Here is an 18,038-nt window from a genome sequence, read left to right as displayed (position 1 = left end):
AACGCAAATCGCTCATCTGGGGATGGCTCTGACGGCGACTTCAGTGTCGCCAGAGCCGAGACCTGCCCTCAAATTCCTGCAAGGCAAACGTACTTGATTTCAAGGTAGCCCTCGATGCCGTATCTTGAGCCCTCGCGGCCAAGGCCGGATTGCTTGACGCCGCCGAAGGGGGCCATTTCGTTGGCGAGGGCGCCCGTATTGACCCCGACCATGCCGGCTTCGAGGCCTTCGGCGACGCGCATGATGCGGCCCATATCGCGCGCGTAGAAATACGACGCGAGGCCGAATTCGCTGTCATTGGCCTTGGCGATGACGTCGGCTTCGTCCTTGAAGGTGATGATCGGCGCAAGGGGGGCAAAAGTTTCTTCCTTGGCGACCAGCATGGACTGATTGACATCGGCAATGACGGTGGGCTCGAAGAAGGTGCTGCCGAGCGCGCTGCGCTTGCCCCCTAGAAGCAGGCGCCCGCCCTTTTGAAGGGCATCAGCAACGTGCTGTTCGACTTTTTCGACGGCCTTGCCATCGATCAGTGGCCCCTGGGTGACGCCAGCTTGGGTGCCATGCCCGAGCTGCAGAGCGCTGACCTTGGCGACGAGCTTTTCGGCGAAGGCTTCGGCAACGCTCTCCTGCACATAGATGCGGTTGGCGCAAACACAGGTCTGGCCGGAATTGCGAAATTTGGAGAGCATGGCGCCGTCGACGGCTGCATCGAGATCGGCGTCGTCGAAGACGATGAAGGGGGCATTGCCACCGAGCTCAAGCGACAGGCGCTTGATGCCACCGGCCGCCTCACGCATCAGCCAGCGGCCGACTTCGGTCGAGCCGGTAAAGGTGATTTTTGCGATCTTCGAATTTGTGCAGAATTCTTGCCCGAAGGGCTTTGCCGAGCCGGTGACCACGGAGAAGACGCCAGCGGGGACGCCGGCTCGCTCGGCGAGCACGGCGAGAGCCAGGGCCGAGAGCGGGGTCTGCGAAGCTGGCTTAAGGATCATGGTGCAGCCAGCAGCGAGCGCCGGGCCGGCCTTGCGGGTGATCATGCCGTTCGGGAAATTCCAGGGCGTGATGGCGGCACAGACGCCGACGGGTTGCTTGAGCACTAGGATGCGCTGGTTGGGACTGGCGCCCGGGATGATATCGCCGTCAATGCGCTTGGCCTCTTCGGCGAACCACTCGATGTAGCCGGCATTGCTTGTGATCTCGCCCTTGGCCTCGGCCAGCGGCTTGCCCTGTTCACTGGTGAGGATCAGCGCGAGATCGTCGGCATTGGCGATGATGAGATCGAACCAGCGCCGCAGGATCTGCGCGCGCTCCTTGGCAGTCTTTGCGGCCCAGCCGGGCTGGGCCTCGTGGGCAGCATCGATAGCCTGGCGCAGAGCATCGACGCCAAGGCTCGGGACGGTGCCGATGACAGCGCCATCGAATGGGTCGGTGACGTCGATCGTGGCGCCATCGGGCGCGGCCACCCATTTGCCGCCAACGAGGGCTTTGTCGACGAGGAGCGACGGGTCCTTGAGGGCGAGCGAACGGGTGGTCATGATCAAATCCTAAATCTACTGCTTCTGCTTGAGCTGGCGGAGCGCCAGGATTTGCCGATCGCGCCAAGCCTGGCGATCGGCAATGGAGTCAATCGGTACGCGCTCGGCAAGTTCCGCATGCGCCGCGGCGATCTGTTCGGGCGTCCAGTCGTAATCGGTGCGCGCGGCTTCGCCCATGCTGCGCATCATCGGGCCGAGGCGGTCAATGAAGCCCTGAAACCCGTCAGGGGCATTGAGGTGAGCGACCTCGAAGGGGCCGATGGAGGCCCAGCGGAGCGCGAGGCCATCAGTGAGGACGGCGTCGATATCCTCGGGCGTGCAGTAGCCCTCGCCCACCAGATGCAACGCCTCGGCAACGAGGGTGAATTGCAGGCGATTGAGGATGAAGCCGTCGATTTCTTTCTTGAGCACGATCGGCCGCATGCCGGCTTCGGTCATGAGGGCCCGGGCCTTGGCGACGGTTTCGGGCGCCGTCCATTGCGTACCGCAAAGTTCGACCAGCGGGATCAGGGATGGTGGATTGACCGGGTGGACCACCAAAGCGCGCTCGGGATGAGCAAAATGGCCAAGGAAGTCCGAGCCGGGGATTGCCGAGGTCGAGGAGGCGAGAATAGCGTCGGCCGGCGCATGGGCGGCGATCTCAGCAAAAACCTCGCGCTTGACGTCGACGTCCTCGCGCACGCTTTCCTGGACGAAGACGACATCGGCCACTGCTTCGGCAATAGAGCCGGCGGCGCTGATGCGGCTGACGACGGTATCGACGTCTTCGGTAAGGAGGCCGTTCTCCCATAGAAGCTCAAGCGTGCGGCGCGCACCGGGAATGGCGGTGCGCGCGACTTCGCCGTCTATGGCGTCGTAGAGCCTGACATTATAACCGGCCCGGGCGAAGACGACGGCCCAGGCGCGGCCGACCGTGCCGGCGCCGATACAGGCGATGGTGCTCATTGGGCGGCCGTCGTGTTGGGACGGGCCCAGCGGCGCTCGAAATCCCAGACTTCTTCAAAGCCGATCAGGGTGTTAAATTCGCCGAAGTTGAAGAGCTTTGAGTTCGGCGAATTGGACGTCCCTTCGCTCTTCAATACCTGCAACGCGTTTTCGGCGGCGGCGGCGGCGGCAAGGCCGGTGGCCGAGGGGAAGATCGCGAGCTTATAGCCGATATCGGCGAGTTCGGCCTTGGAGCGGATCGGCGTTTTGCCGCCATCGGCCATATTGGCCATCATCGGCTTGCTGACGCGGGCGCAGGCGTCGCGCATTTCCTGTTCGCTCTCAAGCGCCTCGAGGAAGACGATATCCGCGCCGGCTTCGCCATAGGCGATACCGCGCTTGAGCGCCCCTTCAAAGCCATCGGTCTGGCGAGAATCGGTGCGGGCAATGATCAGGGTTTCAGGATTGCGGCGCGCTTCGACGGCGACCTTGACCTTTTCGACCATGTCGATCATTGGCACGACGCGCTTGAATGGCGTATGGCCGCACTTTTTGGGGAATTCCTGATCTTCGATCTGGATGGCGGTGACGCCGGCTTCTTCAAAGCCGCGCACGGTGTGGTGCACATTGAGAAGCCCGCCATAGCCGGTATCGGCATCGGCGATGACCGCGGCATTGGCAGTGCGGCATAGCGTGGCGACGCGATCGAGCATCTGGGTGTAGCTGGCGATACCGGCATCGGGCAAACCATAGGCCGAGGCTGTCATCCAATAGCCCGAGGCATAGACGAAATCGAAGCCGACCTTATTGCTGACCACGGCGGTGATCATGTCGTGGATACCGGGGGCGACCACAAACTGACCGGAGGCCAGAGCGGCCTTGAGGGAGGGCTTGCTCATCAATTTCGTCCTAGATTTCTGAGATATGAAATGGTTTCGGCTTCGGAGACGACGTCGCCATATTTGGCGTCCATGTCGAACAGGTTGGCTTCGTGCGGGGCCGGATGACGGTCACCTACCGCTTCGCGCACGATGATCGGAATGAAGCCGTGTGAATTACAATCGACGCAGGTGGCGCGGATGCAGCCGCTGGTCGACACGCCGGTATGGATCAGGGTGTCGATCCCGAGCGAGGTCAGCGTCGAGGCTAGCGAGGTGCCGAAGAAGGCGCTGGCATATTGCTTGGAGATGACGAGTTCATCCTCGGATGGCACGAGCCCCTTTGGCCAGGCACCCATAGGGCTGCCTTCGAGGAAGTGATGGAGCGTCATCGACTTCTGATAAAAGCGCCCGCCATTGAGCGCGGTCCTGTTGTAGACGACGTTGGTATAGATCACCGGCACGCCGACTTCGCGCGCCACAGCCTGAAGCCGCAAGCCGCTTTCGAGGGCACTTTCGGTGCCGGCATAGAGCGAGCAGCTGGGATCGAAATAGGCTTCGACGAAATCGATCATGATCAGCGCCGGCTCCTTGCCGAAACCGATACGCTTGCCGAAAGCGCCCTTGTAGTTTTGTGACAGGTCTTGCTCGGTCATGCTTTGTCCGTCTGGCTGAAGAGAGCGTCGAGCCTGCCATCGTCGAGGAACAGCCAGGGCTGGGAGGCGCGATGGCGCTTTTCGAAGGCGGCGATGTCATCGGCATCCTGCGCCAGAATTTCGCCGATCTCGTCGAGACCGAGCATCAGCGCCGCCTTCCGGTATGGATCGATCTCGAAAGACAATGAGGGGCCATTGGGAAGGGTGACCGTCTGTCTCTCGAGATCTATCGAGAACGGCTCGCCGCTCTTGGCCGCTGCCAGTGCATTGGCATGGGCCTCGCCAGTGATGACGATGGGAAGAACGCCGTTCTTGAAGCAATTGGAATAGAAGATTTCGCCAAAGCTTGGGGCGATGACGCAGCGGATGCCGAAATCGGCCAGCGCCCACACAGCCTGTTCGCGGCTCGATCCGGAGCCGAAATTGGCGTCTGCCACGAGGATCTTGGCCTCGTTGAACGGAGCAACGTTGAGCACGAAGTCAGTGCTGATGCCGTCCGGGCGGTGGCGACGCTCGTGGAAGAGATGCTTCCCGAGGCCGGCCTTGTCGAGCAGCAGCAGGAAGCGGGCGGGAAAGATGATATCGGTATCGACATCGGCTTCGGGCAAGGGCGCCGCGACGCTGGTGAGGGTAACGAATTTTTCCATCAGGCTGATTTCCCCAACGTGCGCACATCGACGAGATGACCGGAAATGGCAGCAGCAGCGGCCATGGCCGGGCTCATCAGATGGGTGCGGCCGCCTTGCCCTTGCCGACCCTCAAAGTTCCGGTTGGAGGTGGACGCACACCGCTCGCCGGGCGCGAGGCGGTCATCGTTCATGGCGACGCACATCGAGCAGCCTGAATCGCGCCATTCGAAACCGGCATCCTTGAAAATACGATCGAGCCCTTCCGCTTCCGCCTGAATGCGGACGGTGGCTGAGCCTGGCACGACGATGCCGGCAACACTGGACGCCACATGTCGGCCCTCGACCACCTTAGCGGCAAGACGAAGATCCTCGATGCGGCCATTGGTGCAGGAGCCGATAAAAACGCGATCAATGGCGATTTCGTCGAGCTTCATTCCCGGTTCGAGCGCCATGTATTTTAGGCTTCGCTCCATCTTGGCGCGACGCACCGGATCGGCCTCGAGCGCTGGATCGGGAATGCGGTCGGAAACGGGCGCCGTTTCGCCGGGATTTGTGCCCCAGGAGACGTGCGGCACGAGCGCGGAAACATCGAGCTCGACTTCACGATCGAAACTAGCATCGGCATCGCTGCGGAGGCTCAGCCAGTGCGCTTCAGCTGCGGCCTGCATGTCCGGCGTCGGCGCAAGCTTGCGGCCGCGGACATAATTGAGCGTCGTCTGGTCTGGCGCGACCATGCCGACGCGGCTGCCCGCCTCGATCGACATATTGCACAGCGTCATGCGCGCTTCCATGGAAAGCGTCGCAATTGCCGGCCCGGCATATTCGATAGCGTGGCCGACGCCGCCATTGGTACCGATCTTGGCGATCAGCGCGAGGATGATATCCTTGACGGCGACACCCGGCTGCAGCGCGCCGTTGAGCGTCACACGCATGGTCTTCTGCTTCTTCTGCCGCAGGGTCTGCGTTGCGAATACGCATTCACACTCGCTGGCGCCGATGCCGAAGGCAATGGCGCCGAAGGCCCCGTGGGTCGAGGTGTGGCTATCGCCACAAACCAGCGTCATGCCGGGCAGCGTAAAGCCCAGCTCCGGCCCGATGACATGGACGATGCCATGCCGATTGTCGTTCATGCCGATATAGTGGACACCGAAGCGCTCGCAGTTCGCCTCAAGCCGCGAAACCTGCCGGGATGCCAGACCATCGGGCAGTGGCAAGTGGCGCAACCGGGTCGGGACCGCATGGTCCGCAACGGCGATATGAGCCGCAGGACGCACGAGATTCCGGCCTTCTGCTATTAGTCCCGCAAAGGCCTGCGGGCTCGACACCTCCTGCACGAGATGCCGATCGATATAAAGAAGACTGGTGCCGTCGTCATAATCCTTGACGACGTGCTGCTGCCAAACCTTGTCGTAGAGAGTGAGTGCGCTCATAGCCCCGCCGAGACCAGAAAACCCTATTCATGAAGTGTAGTGGTGCAGCCTCCGCAGGCCAGTCCAAGAATCTGGAGAGGCCCACAATCTTTGCACTTGCGAAGATGTCGAACCCCAATCTATGCTGGTGTGAATGCGCATGCAATATCCAATTGGATGAGGGTGCATGTGTGACGGGGAAGACTAAGACAAGGGATGAATTATGAGATTGGGCGTAGACGTTGGCGGTACTTTCACCGACCTGCTCCTTCACGATGAGAAAGGCCGGCGAACCTTTCAGGCCAAGACCCCTTCAACGCCCGAAGATCAGTCGATCGGCGTCGTCGAAGGCGTGAAGCTGATCTGCGAAAAGGCCGGCATTTCGCCCGCCGACATCGACCTGATCCTGCACGGCACGACCGTTGCGACCAATGCGGTGCTCGAAGGCAAGGGCTCGCGCGTCGGGCTCCTCGTCACCGAGGGTTTTGAGTATACGCTCCATCTCGCGAAGGCCTGGACCCCGGGTCCGCTCTTTGGCTGGATCAATATGGAAAAACCCGATCCATTGGCCTCGCTTGCAGATACCCGCGGCATTCCCGAGCGCATGAACGCGCGCGGCGAAGTGGTGCGCGAACTCGACGTGGCAGCCGCCACCGCGCTGATCGACGATCTCTGCTCCTCGGGCATCGAGGCGCTGACCATTTCGCTGATGCACTCCTATGCCAATGCCGCCCATGAGCGCCAATTGCGCGATATCGTAGCCCAGCGTTTCCCCGATATCCCGGTCTCGCTTTCGTCGGAAATCCTCCCCGAATTCCGCGAATATGACCGCGCCATCACCACGGTGATGAACGACTATGTCCGCCCGATCATGAAGCGTTACCTTTCGCGCATCGAAGATCGCCTGGCTGACAATGGCGTCACCGCGCGCCTTCATATCGTCCGCTCGGACGGTGGTTTGATGAGCGCTGCGGCAGCTTCGGAACGTCCGGTCCACACTGTGCTCTCCGGCCCTGCCGGTGGCGTCACTTCGACCATGATGCTGTCGCGCCGTTCGGGCTTCCCGAAGCTTCTGGCTTTCGACATGGGCGGCACGTCGACCGACGTCGCCGTGATCATCGATGGCGAAGCCACCATTTCGCGCTCGACCGAAGTCGGCATGTTCCCGGCCAAGGTGCCGACGCTCGACGTGCGCAGCGTTGGCGCGGGCGGCGGTTCGATCGCCGACGTTTCCGAACTGACCGGCTCGCTCCGCGTCGGCCCACGCAGTGCTGGCGCTCGTCCAGGTCCGGTCTCCTACGGGCGTGGCGGCACGGAACCGGCCGTGAGCGACGCCAATGTGGTGCTCGGTTATCTGCCGCCCGTGCTGCTCGGTGGCGAAATGAAGCTCGACGTCGAAGGCGCCCGCAAGGCCGTTGCCAATGTCGGCCAGCAGATCGGCCTTTCGCCCGAAGACGCGGCCAAGGGCATCATCGATATCGCCAATGAAGTCATGCTCGGCGCGCTCCGCGTCATCACGGTGCAGCGCGGTCTTGATCCGCGTGAATTCGGCATCGTCGCTTTTGGCGGCGCCGGCCCGCTCCATGGCAATGCCATGGCCGAACTCTTGGGTTGCTATCCGGTGCTCGTGCCGCCCAATCCGGGCGTGCTCTGTGCGCTCGGCTTCCTCGAGGCCGACTTCCGCAACGAATTCGTGCAGACCTATATTCGCTCGACCGTGGGTCTCGACCCATCGGAAGTCTGGAGCCGTTTCGCCGAACTCGAGGCGAAGGCGCAGACTTGGCTGACCGAACAGGAAGTGACGGATGCCGATGCCTCGATCACCTATTCACTCGATCTTCGCTATGAGCAGCAGGGTTTTGAAGTCGCCGTGCCGGTCAGCGCTGCAGACGTCCATAACAAGGGCGCGCTGACGCAGACCCTCGCTGATTTCCACGATATCCACGAACGCCTCTATGGCGTGCGCTTCACCGTTCCGGTCGAACTCGTCGCCATGCGCGTCGTTGCCCGCGGCGCCACGGAGCCCGTGGAAGAGTCCTTCGCCGAAGCCGCCTCGACCGACGTCAAGGCCGCGATCATCGAGACGCGCCCGGGCTATTTCAACGGCGCCTGGCAGGACACGGTCCATTATGACCGCAACAGGCTTGGCGTCGGCTCGCGCGTCGAAGGCCCGGCAATCATCCGGCAATATGACACCACGACCGTGCTTCTCCCGGCGCACTATGCCGAGATCGATGCGCACGGCAATATCCTGATCTGGCCCGTTTCGAAGGGGAATTGAGCGCCATGACCAACGCAACCGACACAACCACCGTCGATCCGATCACCCTCGACATCATCGAGAACGCCCTCAAGAACGCCCGTTATGAAATGGACGGCGTCGTCGTACGCATCTCGCTCTCGCCGGTGATCCGCGAGCAGCACGACGAATTCCCGATGATCTGCAACGAACGCGGCCAGATGATCGTCGGCCAGTTCGGCTCCTACATTCCCTCCGTCGTCGAAAAGTTCGGCGGCGACGTGAACGAAGGCGATATCTTCGTCTGGAACGACCCCTATGCCTCGAAGGGCTCGATCTCGCACAACAATGACTGGTGCGTGATGCTGCCCATCTTCCACGAGAAGGTTCTCGTGGGCTTCTCCTCGATCTTCGGCCACATGGTCGACGTGGGCGGCACCGTACCGGGCTCGATGCCCGCCAATGCCCGCACCATCTGGGAAGAAGGCCTTCGCGTTCCGCCAGTCAAGATCTACTCCAAGGGCGAATTGAACCAGGGTGTCCTCGACATCATGCTCAACAATTCGCGCACCCCGGACATGAACAGGGCCGACCTCATGGCGCTGATCGCCGGCTGCCGCACCGCGGGCACGCGCGTCAAGGAACTCTGCGACCGTTTTGGCCGCGAGACCTATATGACCGCCTGCGACATGCTTCTCGCACGCACCCGCGAAGCCATGCGCGTCGTCATCCGGAAATACATTCCGGAAGAGCCGGTGAGCTTCACCGACTATGTCGACGACGATGGCCTCGGCAATGGCCCGTTCAAGATGACGCTGACCATCTCCCGCCGCGGCGATGTGGCCGTTTTCGACTGGACTGGCACGGATGCGCAGGCGGAAGGCCCGATCAACTTCCACATCCATGAAGGGCTCTGCAAGCTCTTCTTCGGCGTCTATATGATCATGTCGTTCGATCCTTCGGTGCTGTTCAACGAAGGCTTTTATGACCTGTTCGAGATCGTGCTGCCGGAAGGAAGCCTGCTCAATCCGCGCTTCCCAGCAGCGCTTTCGAACCGCCTTAACACCCACACGCGCTTCTTCGATTGCCAGGCCGGCGCGCTCGGCAAGTTCGTGCCGCAGCTTTCAATGGCTGCCGGCTACGGCACGAGCCCACACTTCATCTTCTCGGGCACCGACAAGGACAACAAGTACTTCCAGCTCATGGAATTGCTGTTCGGCGGCGTGCCGGGCCGTCCCAAGGGCGATGGCTTCGACGGCCATGCCTGGTGGCCGCTCTTTTCGGCGACTCCGATCGAATATATCGAGAACTACTATCCCGTCCTCATCGAGCGCTATCAGCCAATCCAGGATTCCGGTGGTCCGGGCCTGCACCGTGGTGGCGCCGGCATCGAAAAGGTTTATCGCCTGCTTGAAAAGGGCCAGGTCTCGATCCATGACGACCGCGAAGTCGTGCCACCCTGGGGCATCAATGGCGGCCTTCACGGCGGCACATCGAGCAAGTGGGTGATCAAGAACGGCGAAACCGAACCGACCCGCATCCCGTCCAAGATCGACAATCTCAAGGTCAATCCGGGCGACCGCGTCGTCTTCAAGACCGCCGGCTCCGGTGGCTGGGGCGATCCGCTCGAACGCGCGGCCGAGATCGTCGCCCGCGACGTTCGCTATGGCCTCGTCTCTCGCGAACAGGCGGAGAAATCCTACGGCGTCATCCTGACCGAGGACAACGAGGCAGATGTCGCAGCCACTGCAAAACTACGCGAAGCCACGAAGAAAGAACGCGGCGAGCCACCAGCTTTCGACTTCGGCTATACGCCGCCGGAACGCCAGGCAGCAGAATAAGCGAACGGGGCCGAAAGGCCCCGTTTTCATTTCTCGTCTTCGTTTTTCGCGGCTTCCGCTTCGCCCCGATAGGCTGGCGGCACGGGGATCGAACTGCGCCAGATCAGACGCCCCTTTATCGGCCGGTCTATCCCGCGCGGGATAGGCTCGGTCGGATCGTCGAGATGAAGGATGGAGAGGGTTTCATCCACCATCTGCTCGATCGGCTGTCGCACGGTGGTCAGCTGATAGGGCGCGCGGCGGCCTTCGGGGATATCGTCGAAGCCGCCAACCATTAGATCCTCCGGCACACGCAGACCCAGGCGATGGCGGAGCGCATCGATGGCGCCCATGGCCATGATGTCATTGACGCCGAACAAGGCATCAGGGCGCACGCGACTTTTGTCGCGGATCAGCTTGATCGTCGCGTTGAAGGCCCCCTCATAGGAGGAATGCCCATGCACTTCGACGATCTGCGAGCGTTTTACGCCACTATCAAGCAGGCGTTCGACAAAGCCGCGCACACGATCCCCGCTGGTCGTCCCCTTCAAGTCCCCCGTGATCAGTGCAAAATTCTGCGCGCCCGCAGCCAAAAAGGCTTCGGCGATCAAGGCGCCGCCCGCGACATTGTCGCAGCGCACGCCGGACGCATCGGAGCCCGGAATGTAGCGATTGAACAGCACGATCGGGATGCCGCGATCATGGCAGAGACTGATCATGCGGGTCGAAAGTTGCGCCGCGGTCAAGACCACGCCGTCCACCTGATATTTGAGGAGATGCATGATTGCCTCGTCGCTTTCCGAATTCGGCTCGACGGTGAAGATCAGCACCTGCCGCCCCTGCGCCTGGAGGCGCCGGCTAAAGGTGTGGAGGACGTGGACGTAAAAGGGATTGTCGAGATTGCCGATGATCAGCGCAACGATATTGGTGCGTTTCGTCGTCAGGCTGCTGGCAATGGAGTTCGGGACGTAGTTAAGCTTGAGCGCAGCTTCGAGCACTTTGGTGCGGGTTTCGTCCGCTATGCGCGAGCCGGGCGTAAAGGCCCGCGACACGACCGATTGAGAAACGCCTGCTAAAGCGGCGACATCGAACGAAGTTGACCTGGAGCTTTTCCGCGCCATCAATTTTCTTTCCGGGGGCCTGCCGTCAGAATGCGCATGCATTCCTTGCCCTTTCCCTATCGATAATCCCAGCCGCGCTGGGTTTCAATGCCAAGCTGCACGCTTGCTGTGCATCTCGCCCGCAAAAAGGGCTCGCGGCTACAGGAATTCTCGCCAAAGATTTTCAGAACGGGAATTGACTTGGATTATGAGTTGCGCTCCTATGAATACGCATTCACCATCATAGCCCGAGGGGGTCCGATGGCGGATTACAGGGAGATTCTCATGAACAAACGCGCGCTGCTTGCGTCGGTTGGCGCCTTAACCATGGTTGTTGGCTTCGCAGGTGCTGCTTCGGCAGACGAGGCAAGCGACGGCTTGGCCCGGGCCCAGGAAAACCTCGTCAAATATACCTCGAAGCCCGACTTCGTTGCTCCGGGCGACGCCTTCGATGCCAAGGCCTGTGCGGCCGGCAAGAAGATGATGTCGATCCCCAACAATAGCGGCAACCCCTTCCTCAAGGGCATCATCGACCGCATGAAGGCGGCCGGCGCCGAAGTCGGCCTTGAAGTGCGTGAATGGGAAAACCAGGGCCAGCCGAGCCAGTGGGTCCAGGGCATCGAACTCGCAACGCGCGAAAAATACGACATCATTGACCTGATCTCGGGTATCGATCCGGCCACCGTCGCCCCGCAGCTCCAAGCTGCCAGCGATGCCGGCGTCAAGGTCATGACCTCGCACTTCTACGACCCGAGCTTCGAACAGCACCCCGTGGTATCGAGCTCGCTGACCATCGGTTTCGGTGAAATCGGCACGATCCTCGCCGATTGGTCGACTGTCGCGACAGAAGGCAAGGCCAATGTCGCGCTGGTCATCTCGACCGACGTGCCGCCGACCATTCCGCTCGTTGAAAACTTCAAGAAGCAGCTCGCCGAGAATTGCCCGAACTGCAAGATCGTCACTGAGATCAATGTCGGCGTGACCGAATGGGGCACCAAGATCCAGCCAGCCGTGCAGACCGCGGTGCAGGCCAATCCCGACATTAATGTCGTGATCCCGATCTATGACTCGATGAGCCAGTTCGTCGTTCCCGCGCTTCGCCTTGCCGGCAAGACCGGTGAAGTCAAGCTCGCGACCTTCAATGGCACGCCCTTCGTGCTTGACTATATCGCCCAAGGCCTAGCCGATATGGACATCGGGGAAAGCCTCGACTGGATCGCCTACGCAACGATCGACGGTCACTTGCGCGATGCTTGCGACCTGCCGACGCCGACCGCGCTCAACGTGCCCTTCTATATCTTCGACAAGAACAACATTGCCGAAGCCGGCACCCCGGCCCAGTTCGATACCGGCTATGGCGATGCCTACAAGTCCGGCTTCCGCAAGCTCTGGGGCCTCGAATAATGACCGCACTGTCGGATCACGCACTCCCCGATCCGACCAACCATCCGGGGGCGCTTCAGGCGCTCCCGGTGCTGTCGGTGTCCAATATTTCCAAAACCTTTGGCGGCGCCAAGGCGCTGCAGAACGTCTCGTTCAAGGTCATGCCCGGCGAGGTTCATGGACTTCTGGGCAAGAACGGCTCCGGCAAATCGACGCTCGTCAAAATCCTCGCCGGCTTCCACGCGCCCGACGAGGGCGGCACGCTGGAATTCAACGGCGAACGCGTCAGCCTCCCCTTGAAGCCCGGCGATTATCGTCGGCTCGGCATGGCTTTCGTCCATCAGAATTTGGGCCTCATCCCGTCGCTGACGGTGATGGAAAATCTGCGCCTCGTGCCGCTGACCACGGCCAAGTCCGCCTATATCAACTGGTCCGCCGAGGAGCGCGCGACTCGACAGGCGCTGGCCCGCTTTGGCCTCGATATCGACCCCAGTGAGCGCGTCGATCGCCTGACTCCGGTGCAGCGCGCTTTGCTCGCCATCGTCCGCGCCTTCGAAGAAATCGAAGCTTCGCGCGCCGTCACCGGCCGCCCCGGCCTTGTGCTCCTCGACGAACCGACGCCCTTTCTCCCGGCGGCCGGCGTGGCCCAGCTCTTTGATATGGTGCGCTCGATCACCCGCTCTGGCTCGAGCGTTATCTTCATCTCCCATGACATCGACGAGGTCATGGAAATCACTGATTCAATCACGGTCCTCCGCGACGGCGTCATGGCTGGCGAATTGAAGCGCGCCGACGCCACGCACGAGACCATCGTCAAGATGATCGTCGGCCGCAGCCTCACCAAGGCTGAGCGGCCCGCCGGTCCCGCCATCAGCCGCCCGGTCTATGCGCGCATTTCTGGTCTCGCCGGCAAGATGCTGCAGCCTTCCGACATCGATGTGGGCAAGGGCGAAATCCTCGGGCTTACCGGCCTCATCGGTTCGGGCTATGCCGAAGTGCCCTATCTCGTCTTTGGCGCACATCCTGCGCGTTCCGGCACGATCGCCGTCGAGGGCGGCAAGGCGTTCGACCAGAAGACGCTGTCGCCAAAGGCCGCCATCGACATGGGTTTCGCCCTTTTGCCTGGTGACCGCCAGGGCGCGAGCGGCGTCGATAGCCTCCCTATCGTCGACAACATGTTTCTGCCCGATGTTTCCCGCTTTTTCCGCGGCGGGTTCCTGCGCAATGGCGCCATGGTGCGCGAGGCCAAATCGCTGGGCACAACCTTTGAAGTGCGCCCCAATGACCCCGGCCTCAAACTTTCAGCCCTCTCAGGCGGCAATGCCCAAAAAGTGCTGATTGCGCGCTGGATGAACCGCTCGCCCAGCCTCCTGCTTCTCGACGAACCGACCCAGGGCGTCGATGTCGGCACCCGCCAGCAGATCTTTGCCGCGCTCCGCGCCGCTGCAGCCAAGGGCATGTCGGTTATCTGCGCCAGCTCGGAGGCCGAACAGCTGGCCGAGATCTGCGATCGTGTTCTGGTCTTTTCCAAGGGCAGCATCTGCACCGAAATCTCGGGCGATGCCGTCACCAAGGATGGCATTTCCGAAGCCTGCTACGCCACAGCCGCGCCCCTTTCCACCCCATCCCAATCTTCGCGGGTTGCATCATGACCGACGCCCTCTCGACCCCGTCCGCCGCCAAGCCCGCAGTCAATCTCACGCGCCAGTTCGAGCGCATCGCCTTGCTGCTGGTCTGGGTTGTTATCATCGGCCTCTTCAGCGCCGCGATGCCCTCGGCCTTCTTTAACTGGGGCAATTTTTCGATCATGTTCGCCTCCTATGCCCCGGCAGCCTTGCTGGCATTGGCGATCATCATTCCGCTGACGGCAGGCGACTATGACCTCTCCGTCGGCGCGACGCTGACGCTCTCCGCCTCGACTATCGGCGTCCTCAATGTCTGGCACCAGATGCCGATCGGCCTCGTGCTTTGCATCGTTCTGGCCATGGGTGTGCTGGTTGGGCTCTTCCACGCGCTCTTCATCATCTATTTTCGCGTCCCCTCGCTGGTCGTGACCCTCGGGTCCACCTCGCTGATGAGCGGCGCCGTGCAATGGATGACCAATTCCTCGACCATTGGCGGCATCGACAACAACCTGATCATGGCCGCCGTCGGCTATCGCCTTTTCGGCATTCCCTATGCCTTCTACTACGCTTTGGCCGCAGGCCTGATCATGTGGTACATTTTCGATTACACCCCCCTCGGGCGAAAGTTGCTCTTCGTCGGGCGCGGGCGTGAAGTCGCACGGCTCAACGGGATCGCCGTCAATCGCGTGCGCGTCGGCGCCCTGGTCATGTCTGGCGTTCTCGCCTCGGCCGCCGGCATTCTTTATGCAGGTGTGCTGGGTTCAGCCGACCCCTATTCGGGCCTCAACTTCCTGCTTCCCGCCTTCGCCGCCGCATTCCTCGGCGCCACCACCATCCAGCCGGGACGCTTCAATCCCTGGGGTACTCTGGTCGCCGTCTATTTCCTCGCGACCGGCATTACCGGCCTTTCCATGCTCGGCATCCCGCTTTGGGTCACCAATGTCTTCAATGGCGGCGCTCTGATCCTGGCAGTCACCATTTCCCAGATCACCCGCGGTCGCGAAGCCTCAGACCTCGGCTAAATTTAAGGCGCGACAAGCGCAGGAGGACCATCTTGGCCACCCATCTCAAAACTGCCGAGGCCGCCGCCGGGCGCGCCGAGGCGGACAGCAAAGTTCGCTCTACGGTTGAAGGTATTCTGGCCGACATCGAGGCGCGGGGCGACTCCGCCGTGCGCGAACTCTCGGCCAAATTCGATAACTGGTTGCCCGAGAATTTCAGGCTCTCTGAGCAGGATATCGAAGCCGCGATGTCGAAGGTTTCGGCGCGCGACCTGGAAGACATCCGCTTTGCCCAAGCGAATGTCCGCCGCTTTGCCGAACACCAGAAGGCAGCGCTGCGGGACGTCGAGGTCGAAACCGAGCCGGGCGTTTTCCTTGGCCACAAGAACATACCGGTCGATGCCGTCGGCTGCTATGTCCCGGGAGGCAAATATCCCATGGTTGCCTCGGCGCATATGAGCGTCCTCACGGCAAAGGTGGCCGGCGTCAAGCGCGTCGTCGCTGCCGCGCCACCATTTAAGGGCGGAGCGCATCCGGCCATCGTTGCGGCCATGCACCTGGCTGGCGCAGATGAAATCCTCGTGCTCGGCGGCGTGCAGGCCATCGGCGCCATGGCGCTCGGCACTGAAACCATTGCGCCGGTGGATATGCTTGTTGGGCCCGGCAATGCCTTCGTCGCCGAAGCCAAACGCCAGCTTTATGGCCGCGTCGGTATCGACCTTTTTGCCGGCCCAACCGAAACCCTCGTCATTGCCGATGATACGGTCGACGCCGAAATCTGCGCCACCGATCTTCTGGGCCAGGCCGAGCACGGCCCGACTTCACCGGCCATTTTGCTCACCACTTCGGAAAAGCTCGCCCGCGAAACCATGGCCGAGGTGGAGCGCCTGCTGACCATTCTGCCGACGGCTGAGATCGCCCGCGTCTCTTGGCGCGACCATGGCGAAGTCATCCTCTGCGCCGATGACGCGGAAATGCTCGCGGTCGCCAATGAACTTGCCTTTGAGCACGTCCAGATCATGACGCATGATCCCGATTACTTCCTCGACAACATGACCAACTATGGCGCCCTGTTCCTCGGCGCCCGCACAAATGTCGCCTTTGGAGACAAGGTCATTGGCACCAATCACACCCTGCCCACCAAGCGCGCGGGCCGTTTCACCGGCGGGCTGTGGGTCGGCAAGTTCCTGAAAACCTGCACCTATCAGCGGATCACCACGGACGCTGCAAGCGCCAAGATCGGCGCCTATGGCTCCCGGCTATCCATGCTGGAGGGTTTTGCCGGGCACGCCGAACAGGCCAATATCCGCGTGCGCCGCTTCGGCGGTCGTAACGTCCCCTATGCCAGCGCCGCCGAGTAAACCAGCATGACCCTGCCCCGATCCCACAGTTTCCGCCTCGACGGCAAACGCACTCTCGTGACCGGGGCTGGTCGGCGTCGGGGCCTGGCTGTTGGCTGGACCGCAGAGTAAAGAAATCACTCATGAAAATTCGCGCTGCCATTCTCGAGCAATCCGGTCTTTCCGCGCCATACGCGAGCTCGAAACCCCTGCGGATCGGGGAGATTGAACTCAGCGGGCCGGGTCAGGGCGAGGTTCTGGTGAAAGTCATGGCGGCGGGGCTTTGCCACTCCGATCTTTCTGTCATCGACGGCAATCGGCCGCGGCCTTTGCCTATGGTTTTGGGGCACGAAGCGGCGGGGATAATTGAGGCGCTGGGGCCGGGGATAGATGATTTTGCGGTTGGCGATCACGTGGTCTTCGTTTTCGTGCCGAGCTGCGGGTCGTGTGAATGCTGCTCGGATGGACACCCTGCCCTCTGTATTCCAGGCGCGGCGGCCAATGGCGCCGGGGTGTTGCTGTCTGGCGAGCGGCGACTGCATGAGCATGACCACGCGCTCAATCATCATCTCGGCGTTTCGGCCTTTGCCGAATATGCGACCGTATCGCGGCGCTCATTGGTCAAAATCGACAAGTCGCTTCCCTTTGAGGAAGCGGCGCTTTTCGGCTGCGCCGTGCTGACAGGCGTCGGCGCCGTCTTCAATGGGGCCAAGGTGGCGCCAGGCGATAAGGTCGCGGTCATTGGGCTTGGCGGCGTCGGCATGGCGGCGCTGATGGGCGCCAAGGCGGCGGGAGCCGAGCAGATCGTCGCCGTGGACCTGTCACGCGAAAAGCTCGATCTGGCGCTGAGCATGGGCGCGACGGATGTCTTTCAGGCCACCGCAGAGGGTGTCGTCGACGCCATCAAAGAGGCGACGCATGGCGGGGTCGATCATGCCATTGAGCTCGCAGGCTCAGTGGCGGCGCTGCAGACCGGTTATCAGATCATTCGGCGCGGCGGGCAATTGACGACGGGTGGCTTGCCGGCACCAACGGCGAGCTTCGCCTTCTCGCCCGTCAATCTCGTCGCCGAAGAAAAAACCATACGCGGCAGCTATTTGGGCTCATGCGTGCCAGCGCGAGACATTCCGCGCTTCGTGCGGCTTTACAAGCGCGGCATCCTGCCGGTGAACCGCTTGCTGTCCGAGGTCATGCCGCTCAGCGAGATCAATGCAGGCTTTGACAAATTGCGAGAGGGAAGCCTGCTGCGCGGCGTCGTCACCATGGGGCATTAAGCCCTTGGCCGGCCGACACTTCTCGGCCGGCACTTAAAGATTTCCACAGTTACTCTTATCGCTTGCACGCAAAAATCACTTACCCTATAAGGCCGATGGCTTGCAGCTCAGTGCTGCGAATAGAATGCCCGAGTAGCTCAGTTGGTAGAGCAGCGGATTGAAAATCCGCGTGTCACTGGTTCGATTCCGGTCTCGGGCACCACTCTTTTCCCTTACATTTTCAAC

14 protein-coding genes and 1 tRNA gene are annotated in these 18,038 nt (G+C 61.6%); 8 read left to right on the top strand and 7 right to left on the bottom strand.

All coding sequences use genetic code 11. The features are described 5' to 3' along the window. Nucleotides 1–68: 68 nt before the first annotated feature. From DevBK_RS17655 to leuC, 6 genes are read right to left on the bottom strand one after another with little or no spacing between them, the layout of a single operon-like run. Nucleotides 69–1,535, bottom strand: a complete 1,467-nt coding sequence (locus DevBK_RS17655; protein ID WP_317186386.1) for an NAD-dependent succinate-semialdehyde dehydrogenase — start codon at nt 1,533–1,535, stop codon at nt 69–71. Between the two features lie 15 nt (nt 1,536–1,550). Beyond that, nucleotides 1,551–2,480, bottom strand: coding sequence for a 3-hydroxyacyl-CoA dehydrogenase (locus DevBK_RS17650; RefSeq protein WP_317186385.1), 930 nt, complete (start codon nt 2,478–2,480; stop codon nt 1,551–1,553). Next, nucleotides 2,477–3,358, bottom strand: coding sequence for an isocitrate lyase/PEP mutase family protein (locus DevBK_RS17645; RefSeq protein ID WP_317186384.1), 882 nt, complete (start codon nt 3,356–3,358; stop codon nt 2,477–2,479). The genes DevBK_RS17650 and DevBK_RS17645 overlap by 4 nt, the downstream gene beginning before the upstream one ends. Next, nucleotides 3,358–3,993, bottom strand: coding sequence for an isochorismatase family protein (locus tag DevBK_RS17640; protein ID WP_317186383.1), 636 nt, complete (start codon nt 3,991–3,993; stop codon nt 3,358–3,360). Before DevBK_RS17640 ends, DevBK_RS17645 begins: the two co-directional genes overlap by 1 nt. Continuing rightward, the gene (gene leuD / locus DevBK_RS17635) at nt 3,990–4,640 is read right to left on the bottom strand and encodes a 3-isopropylmalate dehydratase small subunit (RefSeq protein ID WP_317186382.1); all 651 of its coding nucleotides are present in this window, start codon (nt 4,638–4,640) and stop codon (nt 3,990–3,992) included. Before leuD ends, DevBK_RS17640 begins: the two co-directional genes overlap by 4 nt. After that, nucleotides 4,640–6,052: a 3-isopropylmalate dehydratase large subunit gene (gene leuC, locus DevBK_RS17630; RefSeq protein ID WP_317186381.1), complete on the bottom strand. Its 1,413-nt coding sequence runs from the start codon at nt 6,050–6,052 to the stop codon at nt 4,640–4,642. Before leuC ends, leuD begins: the two co-directional genes overlap by 1 nt. A gap of 202 nt (nt 6,053–6,254) precedes the next feature. Here leuC and DevBK_RS17625 point away from each other — a divergent pair, with 202 nt between their 5' ends. Continuing rightward, the gene (locus DevBK_RS17625) at nt 6,255–8,312 is read left to right on the top strand and encodes a hydantoinase/oxoprolinase family protein (RefSeq protein ID WP_317186380.1); all 2,058 of its coding nucleotides are present in this window, start codon (nt 6,255–6,257) and stop codon (nt 8,310–8,312) included. A gap of 5 nt (nt 8,313–8,317) precedes the next feature. Further along, nucleotides 8,318–10,111 (top strand): hydantoinase B/oxoprolinase family protein, encoded by a 1,794-nt coding sequence (locus DevBK_RS17620; RefSeq protein WP_317186379.1) that lies wholly within the window; start codon nt 8,318–8,320, stop codon nt 10,109–10,111. 26 nt (nt 10,112–10,137) lie between these two features. Here DevBK_RS17620 and DevBK_RS17615 read toward each other — a convergent pair whose 3' ends face one another. Further along, nucleotides 10,138–11,211, bottom strand: a complete 1,074-nt coding sequence (locus tag DevBK_RS17615; RefSeq protein ID WP_317186378.1) for a LacI family DNA-binding transcriptional regulator — start codon at nt 11,209–11,211, stop codon at nt 10,138–10,140. A 264-nt stretch (nt 11,212–11,475) separates the two neighbouring features. Between DevBK_RS17615 and DevBK_RS17610 the strand changes: the two genes are divergently transcribed. The 6 genes from DevBK_RS17610 (at nt 11,476) to DevBK_RS17585 (ending at nt 18,015) form a co-directional block, all read left to right on the top strand. Next, entirely contained in the window at nt 11,476–12,594 is a 1,119-nt protein-coding gene (locus DevBK_RS17610) for a sugar ABC transporter substrate-binding protein (RefSeq protein ID WP_317186377.1), read from the top strand. Next, nucleotides 12,594–14,225, top strand: coding sequence for a sugar ABC transporter ATP-binding protein (locus DevBK_RS17605; protein WP_317186376.1), 1,632 nt, complete (start codon nt 12,594–12,596; stop codon nt 14,223–14,225). The genes DevBK_RS17610 and DevBK_RS17605 overlap by 1 nt, the downstream gene beginning before the upstream one ends. Then, nucleotides 14,222–15,220, top strand: coding sequence for an ABC transporter permease (locus tag DevBK_RS17600; protein ID WP_317186375.1), 999 nt, complete (start codon nt 14,222–14,224; stop codon nt 15,218–15,220). The genes DevBK_RS17605 and DevBK_RS17600 overlap by 4 nt, the downstream gene beginning before the upstream one ends. 29 nt (nt 15,221–15,249) lie before the next feature. Beyond that, nucleotides 15,250–16,560 (top strand): histidinol dehydrogenase, encoded by a 1,311-nt coding sequence (hisD, locus tag DevBK_RS17595; protein WP_410494102.1) that lies wholly within the window; start codon nt 15,250–15,252, stop codon nt 16,558–16,560. Between the two features lie 122 nt (nt 16,561–16,682). After that, nucleotides 16,683–17,813, top strand: a complete 1,131-nt coding sequence (locus tag DevBK_RS17590) for a zinc-dependent alcohol dehydrogenase family protein (RefSeq protein ID WP_317186373.1) — start codon at nt 16,683–16,685, stop codon at nt 17,811–17,813. Between the two features lie 126 nt (nt 17,814–17,939). Next, nucleotides 17,940–18,015 (top strand) — tRNA-Phe (locus DevBK_RS17585). The last annotated feature ends 23 nt before the right edge of the window (nt 18,016–18,038 follow it).

This window comes from Devosia sp. BK, from assembly GCF_032907385.1.
Taxonomy (GTDB): domain Bacteria; phylum Pseudomonadota; class Alphaproteobacteria; order Rhizobiales; family Devosiaceae; genus Devosia.
The sequence above is the reverse complement of the archived record's forward strand: the minus strand, read 5'-3'. Positions and strand labels throughout refer to the sequence as shown.